The organism is Roseomonas alba (assembly GCF_019430885.1).
In the GTDB taxonomy this organism is placed as follows: domain Bacteria; phylum Pseudomonadota; class Alphaproteobacteria; order Acetobacterales; family Acetobacteraceae; genus Neoroseomonas; species Neoroseomonas alba.
The window spans coordinates 99,318-114,458 of record NZ_JAHYBZ010000008.1; the positions used below are offsets into that span (position 1 = coordinate 99,318).

Annotated in this window: 16 protein-coding genes; 14 read left to right on the forward strand and 2 right to left on the reverse strand. The window is 71.3% G+C overall.

Translation table 11 applies throughout. The features are described from left to right. Positions 1–281: 281 nt before the first annotated feature. Positions 282–1,082, reverse strand: a complete 801-nt coding sequence (locus KPL78_RS21805) for an SDR family NAD(P)-dependent oxidoreductase (RefSeq protein ID WP_219765090.1) — start codon at positions 1,080–1,082, stop codon at positions 282–284. 120 nt (positions 1,083–1,202) lie between these two features. Between KPL78_RS21805 and KPL78_RS21810 the strand changes: the two genes are divergently transcribed. From KPL78_RS21810 to KPL78_RS21865, 12 genes are all read left to right on the forward strand, one after another. Further along, complete coding sequence (locus tag KPL78_RS21810) at positions 1,203–1,925, forward strand: IclR family transcriptional regulator (protein ID WP_219765091.1); 723 nt, start codon at positions 1,203–1,205, stop codon at positions 1,923–1,925. A 254-nt stretch (positions 1,926–2,179) separates the two neighbouring features. Continuing rightward, on the forward strand, positions 2,180–3,892 hold the full coding sequence (rpsA, locus tag KPL78_RS21815) for a 30S ribosomal protein S1 (protein WP_219765092.1): 1,713 nt from the start codon (positions 2,180–2,182) through the stop codon (positions 3,890–3,892). A 277-nt stretch (positions 3,893–4,169) separates the two neighbouring features. Beyond that, the gene (locus KPL78_RS21820; protein WP_219765093.1) at positions 4,170–4,751 is read left to right on the forward strand and encodes a hypothetical protein; all 582 of its coding nucleotides are present in this window, start codon (positions 4,170–4,172) and stop codon (positions 4,749–4,751) included. 2 nt (positions 4,752–4,753) lie between these two features. Then, entirely contained in the window at positions 4,754–5,476 is a 723-nt protein-coding gene (locus KPL78_RS21825) for a hypothetical protein (protein WP_219765094.1), read from the forward strand. Next, the gene (locus KPL78_RS21830; RefSeq protein ID WP_219765095.1) at positions 5,473–7,431 is read left to right on the forward strand and encodes an AarF/UbiB family protein; all 1,959 of its coding nucleotides are present in this window, start codon (positions 5,473–5,475) and stop codon (positions 7,429–7,431) included. The genes KPL78_RS21825 and KPL78_RS21830 overlap by 4 nt, the downstream gene beginning before the upstream one ends. Before the next feature lie 41 nt (positions 7,432–7,472). Next, on the forward strand, positions 7,473–8,387 hold the full coding sequence (gene sppA, locus KPL78_RS21835) for a signal peptide peptidase SppA (RefSeq protein ID WP_219765096.1): 915 nt from the start codon (positions 7,473–7,475) through the stop codon (positions 8,385–8,387). A gap of 79 nt (positions 8,388–8,466) precedes the next feature. Next, positions 8,467–8,787 carry an integration host factor subunit beta gene (gene ihfB / locus KPL78_RS21840; protein ID WP_219765097.1) on the forward strand — a complete coding sequence of 107 codons (321 nt, stop codon included), beginning with the start codon at positions 8,467–8,469 and terminating at the stop codon, positions 8,785–8,787. A 13-nt stretch (positions 8,788–8,800) separates the two neighbouring features. Beyond that, on the forward strand, positions 8,801–9,112 hold the full coding sequence (locus KPL78_RS21845) for a lipopolysaccharide assembly protein LapA domain-containing protein (protein ID WP_219765098.1): 312 nt from the start codon (positions 8,801–8,803) through the stop codon (positions 9,110–9,112). Beyond that, positions 9,109–9,822: an orotidine-5'-phosphate decarboxylase gene (pyrF, locus tag KPL78_RS21850; protein WP_369412818.1), complete on the forward strand. Its 714-nt coding sequence runs from the start codon at positions 9,109–9,111 to the stop codon at positions 9,820–9,822. The genes KPL78_RS21845 and pyrF overlap by 4 nt, the downstream gene beginning before the upstream one ends. Positions 9,823–10,143: 321 nt before the next feature. Beyond that, positions 10,144–10,788 carry a phosphoribosylanthranilate isomerase gene (locus KPL78_RS21855; protein WP_219765099.1) on the forward strand — a complete coding sequence of 215 codons (645 nt, stop codon included), beginning with the start codon at positions 10,144–10,146 and terminating at the stop codon, positions 10,786–10,788. Between the two features lie 52 nt (positions 10,789–10,840). Continuing rightward, complete coding sequence (locus KPL78_RS21860) at positions 10,841–11,815, forward strand: dienelactone hydrolase family protein (protein ID WP_219765100.1); 975 nt, start codon at positions 10,841–10,843, stop codon at positions 11,813–11,815. A 51-nt stretch (positions 11,816–11,866) separates the two neighbouring features. After that, complete coding sequence (locus KPL78_RS21865; RefSeq protein ID WP_219765101.1) at positions 11,867–12,184, forward strand: hypothetical protein; 318 nt, start codon at positions 11,867–11,869, stop codon at positions 12,182–12,184. A 157-nt stretch (positions 12,185–12,341) separates the two neighbouring features. On the opposite strand, the gene KPL78_RS21870 is transcribed toward KPL78_RS21865, so the two are convergent. Next, a complete protein-coding gene (locus tag KPL78_RS21870; protein ID WP_219765102.1) occupies positions 12,342–12,737 on the reverse strand; it encodes a VOC family protein in 396 nt (131 codons plus the stop codon). Positions 12,738–12,875: 138 nt separating this feature from the next. Between KPL78_RS21870 and trpB the strand changes: the two genes are divergently transcribed. Beyond that, positions 12,876–14,093 carry a tryptophan synthase subunit beta gene (gene trpB, locus KPL78_RS21875; protein ID WP_219765309.1) on the forward strand — a complete coding sequence of 406 codons (1,218 nt, stop codon included), beginning with the start codon at positions 12,876–12,878 and terminating at the stop codon, positions 14,091–14,093. Next, positions 14,090–14,917 (forward strand): tryptophan synthase subunit alpha, encoded by an 828-nt coding sequence (gene trpA, locus KPL78_RS21880; protein WP_219765103.1) that lies wholly within the window; start codon positions 14,090–14,092, stop codon positions 14,915–14,917. The genes trpB and trpA overlap by 4 nt, the downstream gene beginning before the upstream one ends. The last annotated feature ends 224 nt before the right edge of the window (positions 14,918–15,141 follow it).

Genomic DNA, 15,141 nt, shown 5'->3' on the forward strand with positions numbered 1-15,141 from the left:
TTGGAGAGGGGCGCCGCCCCTCTCCGCACCGCGAAGCAGCGCTTCGCGCCCGCCAAAGGCCGAAAGGCCTCTGGACACCTCAACTTGGTGCCGGGCACGAAGGGTCGGCTAACACGGCGGAAGGCCCAGTTGGCGCGACGCCAGGAGAAGTCCTGGCGCCAGGCACGTTGCGCGCGCGGACGCCCTGAAATCCTGCTCCGTCCAGCACCAGGTGACGGTTTCCAAAGGCCTCGGGCCTTTGGTGGGGGAGGTTTGGAGGGGGCATAGCCCCCTCCGATCCATCACCCGCAGCGCACGGACATCCCCCCATCCACCACCAGCTCCGTCCCGGTGATGAACCGCGCCTCATCCGACGCCAGGAACAGCACGGCGTTCGCCGTGTCCCGCCCATCCCCCGCGAAACCCATCGGAATGCGCGCGACGCGCTGCTTGATCAGCGCCTCCACATCGCCCCCGGCGCGCTGCCCGGCGAGCCGCACCTCGACCATCGGCGTGTGCATCTGCCCCGGCACCACCGTGTTCACGCGGATGCCCTTCGCCGCATATTGCACCGCGACCACCTTGCCGAACTGGATCACCCCCGCCTTGCAGGCCGCATAGGCGACCTGCGCCGCCCCGGTCCACCGGATGCCGGAGGTCGAGGCCATGTTCACGATCGCACCCTTCCCCTGCGCTTCCATGATCGGCAGCACGTGCTTGCAGGACAGGAAGACGCTCTTCAGGTTGAAATCGACCTGGGCGTCCCAGACCTCCTCGCTCATCTCGACCGGCCCGCCGGCGGCGGACCCGCCGACATTGTTCACCAGCACGTCGATGCGGCCGAAGCGCGCGTGGCAGGCCTCGACCATGCCGCGCACCGAGGCACGGTCGGTCGCATCGGCCTCGAAGGGCGTGAAGCGACCGCCGGCCTCGGCGATGCGCGCGGCGGTCTCCTCCATCGCGGCCAGGTTGCGGTCCACGCCGAAGACCTCGGCCCCTTCCTGCGCGAACATCACCGCCGCGGCGCGCCCATTGCCCCAGCCGGGCCCGACCGAGCCGGCCCCGCTCACGATCACGACTTTCCCCTCGAAACGCCTGGACATAAGCGGATTTCCTCCTGCTGGCAGCGGCCGGGGACCGTATCGGCGACTTCCACCCTGCGCAACGCACTTCCGAAACGCATCCGGATACCGCGCGCGGCGGAATGCCCTTATCCTGGGCAAGTGACCGACAGCCCCGACGCCCAGGCACCGCGCAACGCTTCCCCCGATGGCGGCGTGCGCGCGGTGGACCGAGCCCTCGCCTTGCTCTGCGCCTTCCGGGATGAGGACGGGCCTCTCGGCCTCGCCGAGATCTCCCGCCGGGTCGGGCTGAACATGACGACGGCGCTGCGCCTGCTGCAGACGCTGGAAGGCCAGGGCTTCATCCAGCGCCTTCCCGCGGGCGGCTACCTGCTTGGACCCGCCCTGTTGCTGCTGGGCGAACGCTTCCGTCGCAGTCTGCGGCTGGAGAACCACGTCCTGCCCGCCCTGGAACGCCTGCGGTCCGAAAGTGCCGAGAGCGCTGTCTTCTTCGTGCGCGACGGCGACCGGCGGCGATGCCTGTACCGGCTCGATGCGCCGCAGCTCGTGCGCGCCTATGCCCCGATCGGGGAAGTCCTGCCCCTCGGCCATGGCGCCCATGGGCGGGCGCTGATCGCGCTCGACACGCCCGGCACGCCGCTGCCCATCGTCACCCGTGCGGAACGCCATCCCGACCTCGCCGCCATCGCCGCGCCGGTGCTGGACGCCGGCGGCCGGGTCGCCGGGTCGATCGGCATTTCCGTGCCCCTCTACCGCTTCACCCCCGAGATGGAAGCTCTGTGTCGCGCCCTGACGATGCGCGAAGCGGTTCAGGTGACACGCGAACTCGGCGGCGATCCTGTCCGCCTGCAAGCGAGAGCATGACGCACCGCATGCTCAACAATCTGTTGACTCGCACCAGACCCGAGACTATCGGCCCCTGTCCCCCCATATAGGGAGGGCATAGCTCCGCCTTGCGCGGGGCCGGAACCGGGCGGACCGTCACGCGCCCATCCATCGGGATCCGTGTCCGCAGCCGCGAAAGGCGCGCCGGATCAAGTCGTACCCGCTTCAGGTGGGCGCGCAGACCGCATCTCCCGCCTCCCCGGCGGGTCGATACCGGGAAAGCAAATCACTGCATGGCAACCATTACCGCCGACCGCGTGGGTAGCGAAGATTTCGCCGCCCTTCTCGACGAAACCCTGGGTGCCGACACCGGCTTCGCCGGCTCGGTCGTCACCGGCAAGGTCATCCGGGTGGATGATGATGTCGCGGTCGTCGATGTCGGCCTGAAGAGCGAGGGCCGCGTCCCGCTCAAGGAATTCGCCGCCCCCGGCCAGAAGGCCGAGGTGAAGCCCGGCGACCTGATCGAGCTCTTCGTCGAGCGCTATGAGGACCGCGACGGCTCGATCGTCCTGTCCCGCGAGAAGGCCCGCCGCGAGGAGGCCTGGACCAATCTCGAAAAGTCCTTCCAGGCCAATCAGCGCGTCAATGGCGTGATCTTCGGCCGCGTGAAGGGCGGCTTCACCGTCGACCTCGGCGGTGCGGTGGCCTTCCTTCCGGGCTCCCAGGTCGATATCCGCCCGGTGCGCGATGTCGGCCCGCTCATGGGCTCGCCCCAGCCCTTCCAGATCCTCAAGATGGATCGCGCCCGCGGCAACATCGTCGTGTCGCGCCGCGCCGTGCTTGAAGAGACCCGTGCGGAACAGCGCAGCGAGCTGATCCAGGGCCTCAAGGAAGGCATGATCCTCGACGGCGTGGTGAAGAACATCACCGATTACGGCGCCTTCGTGGACCTGGGCGGCGTCGACGGCCTGCTGCACGTCACCGACATCGCCTGGCGCCGCATCAATCACCCCAGCGAGGCCCTGACCATCGGCCAGCCGGTGAAGGTGCAGGTCATCCGCTTCAACTCCGAGACGCAGCGCATCAGCCTCGGCATGAAGCAGCTGATGTCCGACCCGTGGGATGGCGTGGCGCTCAAGTACCCGGTGGGCGCGAAGTTCGCCGGCCGCGTCACCAACATCACCGACTACGGCGCCTTCGTGGAGCTGGAGCCGGGCGTCGAGGGCCTCGTCCATGTGAGCGAGATGTCCTGGACGAAGAAGAACGTCCATCCGGGCAAGATCGTCGCGACCTCCGAGCAGGTGGACGTGATGATCCTCGACGTGGACGAGCCGAAGCGCCGCATCTCGCTCGGCCTGAAGCAGGCCCAGGGCAACCCCTGGGAGCTGTTCCTCGAGGCGCACCCGCCGGGCAGCGTGATCGAGGGCGAGATCCGCAACATCACCGAGTTCGGCCTGTTCATCGGCGTCGGCCCGGACATCGACGGCATGGTCCACATGTCCGACCTGTCCTGGGAAGAGGCCGGCGAGGCCGCGATGAACGCCTACAACAAGGGCCAGGTCATCAAGGCGAAGGTGCTCGACGTCGATGTGGAGAAGGAGCGTATCTCCCTCGGCATCAAGCAGCTTGAGGCCGACCCGGCCGCCGAGGTCCTGGACCGCGTCCGCAAGGGCGACATCGTCACCTGCGTGGTGACGAAGGTCGAGGCGAACGGCATCGAGGTGAAGGTCGAGGAAGTGCTGACCGGCTTCATCCGCCGCGCCGAGCTCGCCCGCGACCGCGCCGACCAGCGTCCGGACAAGTTCGCGATCGGCGAGAAGGTGGACGCCCGCGTCACCGCCGTGGACCGCGCCGCCCGTCGCCTGGCCCTGACCATCAAGGGCAAGGAGATCGAGGAGGAGCGCGAGGCGATGCGCGAATACGGCTCTGCCGACAGCGGCGCGTCGCTGGGCGACATCCTTGGCGCGGCGATCCGCCGCCGCCGCGAGATGGCCGGCGAGGAGTGATCCCGCCACGCCTCCGGGCGTGACGGAACGGACCCCCGGGAGCCGCGAGGTTCCCGGGGGTTTTTTCTTGCCTGCCGAACGCCGCGCATCCAGGCCGGCGTGACAAGCGTCACCGATATCGAAACGATTTACGTTGCCCCTCGGCCGGGCGAGTGGGATTCTCCGACCTCAAGGAGGGGGATGTCGGCACGCCGGCCGCGCAACCCCCGGCTGTTCCGGCGTCCGGTCGCACAGCCCGGCGGGCTCCCTCACCCGCCGGTCCAGCGGGAGACGCATCATGCGCAAGCAACTCGCCCGGCAGGATTTCGTCATCAAGGATCTGGCGGTCAGCATCGGCGGCGGCAGCCGCGGCGGCACGTGGCTGCCGGGACCGGATGACGAGACGCCACCGTCGCCCATCTCGCCCATCGCCAGCGTGCTGGTGAACATCGGCATCATCGAGACGGTGCGGGCGACAATCCTCGATGCCTTGCAGTCGCGGAAGGATTTCGACGCCATCGGCCGGGCCTTCATCCGCGGTGAGCCCGGCGGCGACCCCGGCATCCGCGCCGCGATCCACGAGATCGGCGCCGCGGTGGTCGCCAGTGCCGCCTACGCTGCGATGGGCGGCGGCGCGGTCGGCATGCCCAATCCGGATTGCGGCGGCACCTCGCTGGAGACCATCCCGACGCCGATCACCCCTGTGGTCCATGTCGGGCGGGAGGTGCATCGCGTCTCCGAACTGCCCCGGCTGCGCAAGCAGCTCGCGCTGGTGGTCCAGTACGTCGATGGCGCGGCCAAGGCCCAGGCGCCGATGGGTGCCGAGGTCGCCATGGTGCGCGCCGAGCTGGAAGGCGCCCTGAAGAGCCTCGGCACCTGACCATGCCGGGCCGCATCGCCGCCCTGTCATCCCGGGCGCTGCGGATCGCGGCCGAACTGCCGGGGGAGGAGCCGGCGCGCCTGGCGCGCTGGCTCTACCGCTTCGGCACCGCGCCGCGCACGCCCGAGGCCGAACGCGACTTCGGCCCGGGCGACGACGCCATGGCCGTGCTCGGCCTGACCCCCGGTGGGCCGGCGCGCATCCGGCTCGAAGCGGCCTTTGAGGCGACCACCTACCCGGGCTGGATCGGCTTCGCCCGTGGCAACGGCCTGCCGGCGGCCTGCAAGCTCTATGTCAGCCCGGCGCCGGCGGCGCTGGCCGAGGCCTTTCCGACGATCGCGACCGTGCTCGATCGGATGGAAGTGCGTGCCTTCAAGGTCGGGCGCGGCCTGGGCGGCCTGCTGCGGCCGGACAAGATCGTCGCCTATTTCGCCGATCGCGGTCAGCTCGCCGCGACCGCCGCCGCCCTCGCGCGGGCGCTGCCCCACTGTCCGGCCCAGGGCGTGCCCTTCACCGCCGCGCTGTCCGAGGACGGCCTGCTGTCCTGGGGCATCGACCCGCCACCGGGGTCGGAAGCCGCGAGCTGGCGCGCCTGGGTGACGCGGCGCATCGCCGCCGCCATCCTCGCCGCACGCCCGGCCCGGGGCGAGGCGGCCGTCACCGCCGCACGGCGCGGTCTCGCCGCCACCGGGATCGACCCTGACGCCTGGCTCTGCGCGTCATGAGCGAGACCCAGCCAGACCTCGAACACACGCCGTTGATCCTGCCGCCGGAGGCGCGGCTGATGGCCGTCCGCGACCTCGCCCCGCGCCTGCGCGCGACGCTGGGGCCCGAGGCGGAGGACGAAGCCGTCGTGCTGACCCGCCCGGGCTTCCGCGTCACCGCGCGGCTGCTGCCGGCGGCGCTCGCGGCGCTGCTCGGCGAGTTCCGCACCGCCAGCCTGGTGACCGAGGCCGTGGCGCGCTTCAGCCGGGCCGAGGGACAGGATCCGCTGGCGATCCTCGACCTCAGCTATCCGGCCCTGGCCGATCTGGTGGATGGCCGGCTGCTGGTGCCCGCCGAGGCACCCGAAGCCGGGGCGGCCGCACCCAGTCTCGGCGCCGGCCAGGCCTTTGCCGGGCTGGAGATCGAGGCCCTGCTGCGCGCCTTGGATGACACCGAGGTCTATCGCGCCCGCCTGCCGGATGGGACGCCTGTGGCGCTCAAGCTCGCCCGCGACGGCCGTGCGGCGGCCGCGTTGGCGGAGGAGGCCCGCGTTCTCGACACGCTGAGCGGTGGCGACACGCCCGGGCTGGTCGCCCAGGGGATCGAGGCCGGCCGCGCCTGGTTCGCGATGGAATGGTGTGCCGGCGTGCCGGTCTCGGTGGCCGCGCAGCGGCTGCGCGCGGCGGGGGACCGGGCGGGGCTCGCGCGCCTCGTCGCGCGCCTGCTGGATGCCTATGCGCGGCTGCATGCGCAGGGCATCCTGCATGGGGACATCCACACCGGCAATGCGCTGGCGACCGAGGATGGCCGCGTCAGCCTGATCGATTTCGGCCAGGCCCGGCCGGCGGATCAGGGCGGCATCGACCTGCGCCGTGCCGGGCTGCCGCAGTTCCACGACCCGCAGATGGCCGCCGCCCTCTTTGCCGGGCGGGCATCGCCGGCCGCGACGCCGGCGGCGGAACAGCACGCGGTCGCGGTGCTGGCCTACCTGCTGCTGGCCGGGCTGCACCCGATCCGCCCGGCGGCGGATCGGATGGCGCTGCTGGGTCGCATCGCGACCCGCCCGCCACTGCCCTTCCCCGCCCGTGGCGTGCCCGCCTGGCCGCGCGTAGAGGCCGTGCTGCGCCGGGCCATGGCGTCCAGGCCGGAGCAGCGCTTCCGCGATATGGCGGCCTTCGCGCGCGCCTTCCGCGCCGCTGGCCGCTCGCCCCGATCCACCCTGCCGCCGCCCGCGGCCGCTGTCATCGCGGCGCTGTGGCGCGGTGTCCTGCCCGCCGATGCGACACCCGAGGCCACCGCCTGGCTGACCCTGCGCGCCGCGCTGCTGACGGAGGATGCGGAGATGCTGGCCTTCGCCGACCTCCACGCCGCGCAGGCTGGTGCGGGGCTGGTCGCCTCCGCCGTGGCGGCAGAGGTGGCCCGCGCGCGCTCCGACCCGGCGGAGGAAGCCGCGGCGATGCGGGCTTTTCTGGCCGCCGCGGAACCGACGCCGGGTGCGATGCTTCTCGCCGCCCGTATCCTGGACGGCGCAGCGCTGCGCGGGCTGGACGCCGCGCCGCTGCGGGATTGGGCGGCGGCGACACTGGCCGCATTACCCGCCGAGGCCGCGACCTTGCATGCTGCCCTCGCCCTCGCCGAAGCCGGCGCCTTGCCCGCGCCGCCGGACCTCGAAACCCGCCTGGCGGAGGTGGCCGGCGGGTCCGTCTGGCTCTGGGCCCTCGCGCATGACGCCTCCGCGCTGCCGGGCCATCTCGCCCGGGCGATCGCAGCCCAGCGGCCCCATGATCCGCTCGGTCGGGGCCTGGCGCTGCTGCGGCTGCATCAGGCGACCGGCCATGGACGCTGGACGGCGGCCGCGCGCCGCATCGCGGCGCAAGCAGGGACGGAGACCCTGGACGGCGCCCTGCTGACCCTGGAATGCGCCGCGCCCTGGCGCGCCATGCCGCCGCCCTGGAGGCTGGCCGCCATCACCTGACAGCCCTTGCAACCCCGCCGGGGCGGCGCCATTGCTGCGCCATGTCGCTCGAGCCTGACCTCCTCGCCGATCGCCGCCGCCTGCGGGGTCGTCTCACCCTGTGGCGCGGCCTTGCCATCCTCGCGCTGTTCGGCGCGCTGGCGCTGGTCTTCGGCTCCGGCGCGCGGGATGCCCTGCCGGGTGCGCAGCACGTCCTGCGCCTGCCGGTGTCCGGCACCATCACCGAGGATCGCCGCGTCCTCGAAGCCCTCGACGCCGCCGCGACCGACAACAGCGTCCGCGCCGTCCTCGTCGCCATCGACAGCCCCGGCGGCACCATGGCCGGCGGCGAGTCGCTGCACACCGCCCTGGCGCGCATCGCCCGGCACAAGCCGGTGGTCGCCGTAATGGGCGCGACCGCCGCCTCGGCCGGCTACATGATCGCCATGCCGGCGCAGCGCGTCTTCGCACGGGAATCGACTGTCACCGGGTCGATCGGCGTGCTGCTGCAATCGGTCGAGATCTCCCAGCTCCTCGACCGCTTGGGCATCCAGCCCCAGGTCATCGCCTCCGGCCCGCTCAAGGACCAGCCGAGCCTGTTCCGCCCGCTCACCGAGGAAGGCCGCGCCGCGCTCAACCGCGTCATCGGCGATCTCTACGCACAATTCGTCGCGATCGTTGCCGCCGGGCGCCACATGGACCCCGAGCGCGTGCGGACGCTCGCCGATGGCCGCGTCTTCACCGGCCGGCAAGCCCTCGAAGCCGGCCTGATCGACGCGATCGGCGGGGAACGCGAGGCGCGCGCCTGGCTCGCCGCCGAACGCCAGGTGCCCGAGTCCCTGCCCATCCGTGACATCGAAACGCGCAGCCGGGCCGAGAGACTGCTCAGTTCCGCGACCGAGAGCATCATGAAAACCCTTTTGTCGGAATGGCTTGGCGTTGACGCCCCCCTCGCCGTTTGGCAGCCTGCCCGGTGATGGAGGCAGGGGCCACCACGGCCCTGCGAACCGACGAAGGCGTCCACGGCCATGACGGCGTGCGACGGAAAGGCCAGGGATGACGAAATCCGAGCTGATTGCGCATCTCTCCGGTGCGAACCCGCACCTGCGGCTGCAGGATGTCGAGCTGATCGTCGCCACCATCTTCACCGAGATCACCGCCGCCCTGGCACGAGGGGACCGGGTCGAACTGCGCGGTTTCGGCGCCTTCTCGACCAAGACGCGCGACCCGCGCACCGGCCGCAACCCGCGGACGGGCGAGGCGGTGGACGTCACCGCGAAGTCCGTCCCCTATTTCAAGCCGGGCAAGGAACTGCGGGAACGCATCAACAAGCCGGCAGCCCCCCGCCCCGCTTTGCGCGCGACCAACGCCGCCTGATATACGGGCGCCCATGCGCTGGATCCTCTTCGTCCCGTTCGCCGGGCTCGTGGTGTTGTTCGCCCTGTCGAACCGCCAGCCGGTCGAACTTCGCCTCTGGCCCTTCGACCTGGTCTGGCAGACCCCGCTTTCCGTCGCGGTGCTGATCGCCGCGGCGGTGTCCTTCCTGATCGGGGCGGGCATCGTCTGGGTCTCCGGCATACCGGCGCGCAGCCGTGCACGTAGTGCCGTCCGTCGCGCCGATGTCCTGCAACGCGACATGGACGCGATCCGCGCCCGCGAACGCGCCGAGGCCGCCAACCGCTTGGCCGGAACCGCCCCGTGATTACCAGACCCTCGGGCGGCGCGGCGCGGGTCATCCCCGCGCTCGATACCGGCGACCTGGCCCGCGCCGAGACGCTGGCGGCCGCGCTGGCCCCCCATTGCGGCCTGCTGAAGGTGGGGCTGGAGCTGTTCTGCGCCGCCGGCGGCCCGGCGGTGATCGCGGCCGCCCGCCACCGCCCGGTCTTCCTGGATGTGAAGCTGCACGACATCCCGAACACCGTGGCGGGTGCCCTGCGGTCCCTGCTGCCCCTGAAACCGGCCATGATCACGCTGCACGCCGCCGGCGGGCCGGCCATGATCGCCGCCGCCCGCGCGGAGGCTGAGAAGGCCGAGGCCGATCGCCCGCTGCTCCTCGCCGTCACGGTATTGACCAGCATCGACGCTGCGACCCTCGCGGCGACCGGCGTAGTGGATGCCCCCGCGGCGCAGGTCCTGCGCCTTGCCCGCATGGCGGTCGCCGCCGGCGCCGATGGGCTGGTTTGCAGCCCACAAGAAGCCGCGATGCTACGTGCCGAACTCGGCCCCGACCCGGTGCTGGTGGTGCCCGGCGTGCGCCCGGCCGGCAGCGCCGTGGGCGACCAGGCCCGCACCGCGACGCCGGCGGAGACCGTCGCCGCCGGGGCCGACTGGATCGTGATCGGGCGGCCGATCACGGCAGCACCGGACCCGGCCGCCGCCGCAGCGGCCATCGCGGCGAGCCTGCCGGGCTGACATGGGCGACATGCGGAACCGAGAGGGGCTCTGCCCCTCTCGGACTCACCCCGCCAAAGGCCGAAAGGCCTTTGGAAACCTCAACTTGGCACCGAGCACGACAGGCGTCCTGAGCAGGGCGGCAGACTCTTGCGCCCGACGTGCCAAGAATCTGCCCATCGCCGAGCACAGCCGGCCCTTCGCATACGTACCGCGACAGTCTCGCCCAATGCCAAGGGCCGGTTTCCAAAGGCCCTGTGGCCTTTGGTGGGCGCGAAGCACTGCTTCGCGGTGCAGGAGAGGGGCAAAGCCCCTCTCCAAGGCGCTGACTGACCCCGCATCATGACCGTCTCCGTGAAGATCTGCGGCCTCCGCGATGAGGCCAGCCTTGACGCTGTCGTGGCCGCCGGCGCGGATTTCGTCGGCTTCGTCTTCTTCCCGCCGTCGCCCCGGGCCGTGACGCCGGACCAGGCCGGCGCCCTGATCGCCCGGCTGCCGGCGGCGGGGCCGGTCCCGGTCGGCCTGTTCGTCGATGCCTCGGACGAGACCATCGCCGCCGTGCTGGCCGCCGCGCCGCTGCGCCTGCTGCAATTGCACGGCAAGGAGACCCCCGAGCGTGTCGCCGCCATCCGCGCGCGCTTCGGCATTCCGGTGATGAAGGCCCTGGGCATCGCGACGGAGGAGGATCTGCGCGCCGCCGCTGCCTTCGCCCCCGTCGTGGATCGCTTCCTGTTCGACGCCAAGCCGCCACCCGGCGGGCCGCTGCCCGGTGGCAACGCCCAGCCCTTCGAGTGGCGCCTGATGGCGAGGCAGGCGATTCCGCGCCCCTGGCTGCTCGCGGGTGGGCTGACGCCGGGCAATGTCGCCGAGGCCATCCGGACCGCCGGCGCGCCGGGCGTCGATGTCTCCTCGGGCGTCGAGCGGAGCCGCGGCGTCAAGGACCCGGCCCTCATCCGGGCCTTCGTCGCGGCGGCGAAGGGGCGTTGACGCGGCGGGGCGCTCCGCCCCAGCGTTGCGCAACCCGAAGGAGAAACGCCCGATGCGTCGCGCCCTGCCCCTGGTTCTCGCCTTGCTCCTCGCGGCCTGTGGCGGTGGCGGGCCACGGCCCGATCCCTTCACCTATACCGGCGCCGGCGGCCAGCCCATGGTGGCCGAACTGCACATGCCGCCCGGCACCGAGCGCGTGCCGGTCGTCATCCTGTCCCACAGCGTGCAGGGGAAGCGCGACGCGCAGCTCCAGGCCTATGTCGATGCGCTGAAGGGTGCCGGGGCGGCGGTGATCGTGCTGGACCATTACGGGCCACGCAGCATCGACCCGTCGCAGCCGCCGGGAAGCCGCGCCTGGTTCACCACGCTCGACTTCGCCCTGGATGCCTATGGCGCGCTCGACAAGGCGGCGGAGAACTCCCGCATCGACACCCGCCGCGCCGGGCTGGTCGGCTTCGGGGAGGGTGGGGGCGGCGGCGCCATCCTGGCCGCCCATGTCTGGGCGCAGACCGGCCGGCCGGCCAATGCGGCGCGCTTCCTGGCCGTCGCGGCGGTGCAGCCGGATTGCGCCTATCGCGTCGGCAACCGCGACACCGGGCGGCGGCCGATCCGCATCATCGTCGGCGACCGCGACAACGTCACCGGCAAGCCGTCCTGCGACGATCTCGGCTCCTACCTCCGCGCCGCGGGCGGCAATGTGACGGTCAGCACCTACCAGAACGCCCGCCACGGCTTCGACGACCCGCCCGGCGCGGTGCGCGCCAATCCGCAGGGGGAGAACATCACCCGCTGCGTCTGGCAACAGGGGCCGGACGGGCTGTGGCGAGAGCGCACCTCCGGCATCTCCGGTGTCTCGCTGTTCCGCATCGGGGCGAATGAGCAGACGCTGGCGAACTATGTGCGCTCGCGTGAAGCCTGCCGGACTCTCGGCACCGAAACCCAGGGCGATGCGGCACTGCACACCCGCGCGGTGGGCGAGGTCACCGGGCATATGCAGCAGAATGTCATCAGCGTCCGGCCGCGGTGAGGCGACAGGGCAGGATTCCCTTACGCGACCTCCGCCCCTAACATCGCGTCCATGATCCTTCCCCTCGCGCTGGCTGCTGCCGTCGCCCTCGTTGCCCTGCCCCTCGCCGCCGCCCGCGGCCAGGGACAGGGTGAGCCGGTCTTCCGGGCGGCACCCGCCGGCAATCCCGTCACCGTGGCCCAGCGCATCATCCGTGCGAATTTCGACCGATCCGTCTGCCCGCGCGTGACACGGGCCGAACGGCTGCAAGGCGGGTCAATCCGCGCCACCTGCTCGAATGGCGAGACCTTCCGCGCCTTCGAGATCGACGGGCAACCGGTCGCGCTGCGCTGCTCGGTGGCGGCGCGCCGTGGGATCGAGGGCTGCTAAATCATCCCGGCTTACGGGAATGCCTCCGGGCGCCCCTTCTCGCAGGCGCCTTTACCCGATCCGGCTCCACACCCGCTCCTCGCGGCATACGAGCAGCCATCCAAAGCCGATGGCTGGCGGCGTGGGACCGACGTTCGGGGATTTCGGGGTCAGGCCATCAGCCCGTCTCCGGCGCGTGGCAGACGGCCTCGATGTTGTAGCCGTCCGGATCCAGGATGAAGGCTGCATAGTAGTCCGGATGGTACCGCTCGCGCAGGCCGGGCGCGCCGTTGTCCCGTCCGCCGGCCGCCAGGGCCGCCACGTGAAAGGCATCGACCGCGGCCCGGGATGCCGCGCTGAACGCCACATGGACCAGCGGCGGATGGGGATCGCCCTTGGCCACCCAGAATTCGCCGCCCGGATCGGAGGACTTCTTTTCGCCGTCCGGCACGCCGAAGCCGGCGGCCTGGCCGAAATCCTTGGTCATGATGTAGCCGAGCGGCGCCAACGCGGCCGCGTAGAAGCGCCGGCTGCGATCGATGTCGCTCACGTCGATCCCGATGTGGTCCAGCATGTCGTCCTCCCTGTCCGGGTCGATGAACCTCCACGCGCCGCCGCGGTTGCGAAAGCCGCGAGAGTCCTGGCGAACCCCTGGCCCGGCCGGCACCCTTCCGCTAAACCCTCCGCTTCCTGGGAACGCCGAGTGACCGTCTTGAACAAGCCTCTGCCCAATTCGCTGCGCCAGGGCCCCGATGCCCGTGGCCGTTTCGGCATCTTCGGTGGCCGTTTCGTCGCCGAGACCCTCATGCCGCTGATCCTCGAGGTCGAGAAGGCCTATGAGGAGGCGAAGAACGATGCCGCCTTCATGGCCGAATGGCGCAGGCTTCTCACGCACTACGTCGGCCGTCCCTCGCCCCTGTGGTTCGCGGAGCGGATGACGCAGCACCTCGGCGGCGCGAAGGTCTACTTCAAGCGCGAGGAGCTGAACCACACCGGCGCGCACAAGATCAACGCGGTGCTGGGGCAGATCCTGCTGGCCAAGAAGATGGGCAAGACGCGCATCATCGCCGAGACCGGCGCGGGCCAGCACGGCGTCGCGACCGCCACGGCCTGCGCGCTGTTCAACCTGCCCTGCACGGTCTTCATGGGCGCGACCGACGTCGCCCGCCAGCAGCCCAACGTCTTCCGCATGAAGCTGCTGGGCGCGGAGGTGGAAGCCGTCACCTCCGGCGCCGCCACGCTGAAGGACGCGATGAACGAGGCGCTGCGCCACTGGGTCGCGAACGTCCACGACACCTACTACTGCATCGGCACCGTCGCCGGCCCGCACCCCTACCCGGCCATGGTGCGCGACTTCCAATGCGTGATCGGCGACGAGACGCGCGAGCAGATCCTCGCCGCCGAAGGCCGGCTGCCCGATGCGCTCGTCTGCGCCGTGGGCGGCGGGTCTTCCGCCATGGGCCTGTTCCATCCCTTCCTGGATGACGAGGGTGTCGCGATGTACGGCGTCGAGGCCGCCGGCCGCGGCGTGGACACCGAGGAACATGCCGCCTCCATCACCCGCGGCCGCCCCGGCGTGCTGCACGGCAACCGCACCTACCTGCTGCAGGACAGCCACGGCCAGATCATCGAGGCGCATTCGATCTCCGCGGGGCTCGACTACCCCGGCATCGGCCCCGAGCATTCCTGGCTGCACGAGAAGGGCCGGGTGAACTACGTCACCGCGACCGACGACGAGGCCCTGGAGGCCTTCCAGCTCTGCTCGAAGCTCGAAGGCATCATCCCCGCGCTGGAATCGGCGCATGGCATCGCGCAGATCATCAAGATGGCGCCGACCATGCCGAAGGATGCGATCATCGTCCTCAACCTCTCGGGCCGGGGGGACAAGGACATTTTCACCGTCGCCCATCATCTGGGGGTCAAGCTGTGAGCCGCATCGCCACCCGCTTCGCGGCGCTGAAGGCCGAAGGGCGCGGCGCGCTCGTCACCTTCGTCGAAGGCTACGATCCCGATCCGAAGACCTCGCTGGCCATCCTGCGCGGCCTGCCCGGCGCGGGCGCGGACGTGATCGAGATCGGCGTGCCCTTCACCGACCCGATGGCCGACGGCCCGTCCATCCAGCGTGGCGGCCTGCGCGCGCTCAAGGCCGGCGCGACGCTGGACGGCGTACTCGCCCTGGTGCGCGACATGCGCAAGGACGACAACGCCACCCCGATCGTGCTGATGGGCTACTACAACCCCATCCTCGCCTATGGCGTGGACAGCTTCTGCAACGACGCCGCCTCCTCCGGCGTCGACGGGCTGATCATCGTCGACGTCCCGCCCGAGGAAGCCGATGAGATCGAGCCCCAGGCCAAGGCCAACGGACTGGACCTGATCCGCCTGATCGCGCCGACCACGGACGACGCCCGCCTGCCACGCGTCCTCGCGGCGACATCGGGCTTCGTCTACTACGTCGCGATCGCCGGCATCACCGGGACGAAGAGCGCGTCCGGCGCCGACCTCGCCGCCGCCATCCCCCGCCTGCGCAAGGTGACCGACCTGCCGATCTGCATCGGCTTCGGCATCCGCACGCCGGAAGCCGCGGCGGAAGCGGCCCGCATCGGGGACGGCGCGGTGGTCGGGACCGCGCTGGTGGACACGCTGGCGGCAAGCCTCGACGAACAGGGCCGCGCGAAGCCGGACACGGTGCGCAAGGTGCTGGACCAGGTACGCGGGCTCGCGGAAGCGATCCGGGCGAAGAAGGCAGCGTAGCGGGGTTACGCGTCTCCGGAGGTCGAAAGGGGCTATTCTTCCACTGTGGAATCGAGAGGGGCTTTGCCCCTCTCGGGCTCTCCCCACCAGAGGCCGAAAGGCCTTTGGAAACCTCGACTTGGTGCCGTGCGCCACTGACAGGATGGTGCCGAGGCCCGCTCTTGCGCACGAAGCGCGCCGGGCGGGCTGGGCATGCCTGCTGTGCCCAGCACCAGAAGATTGCG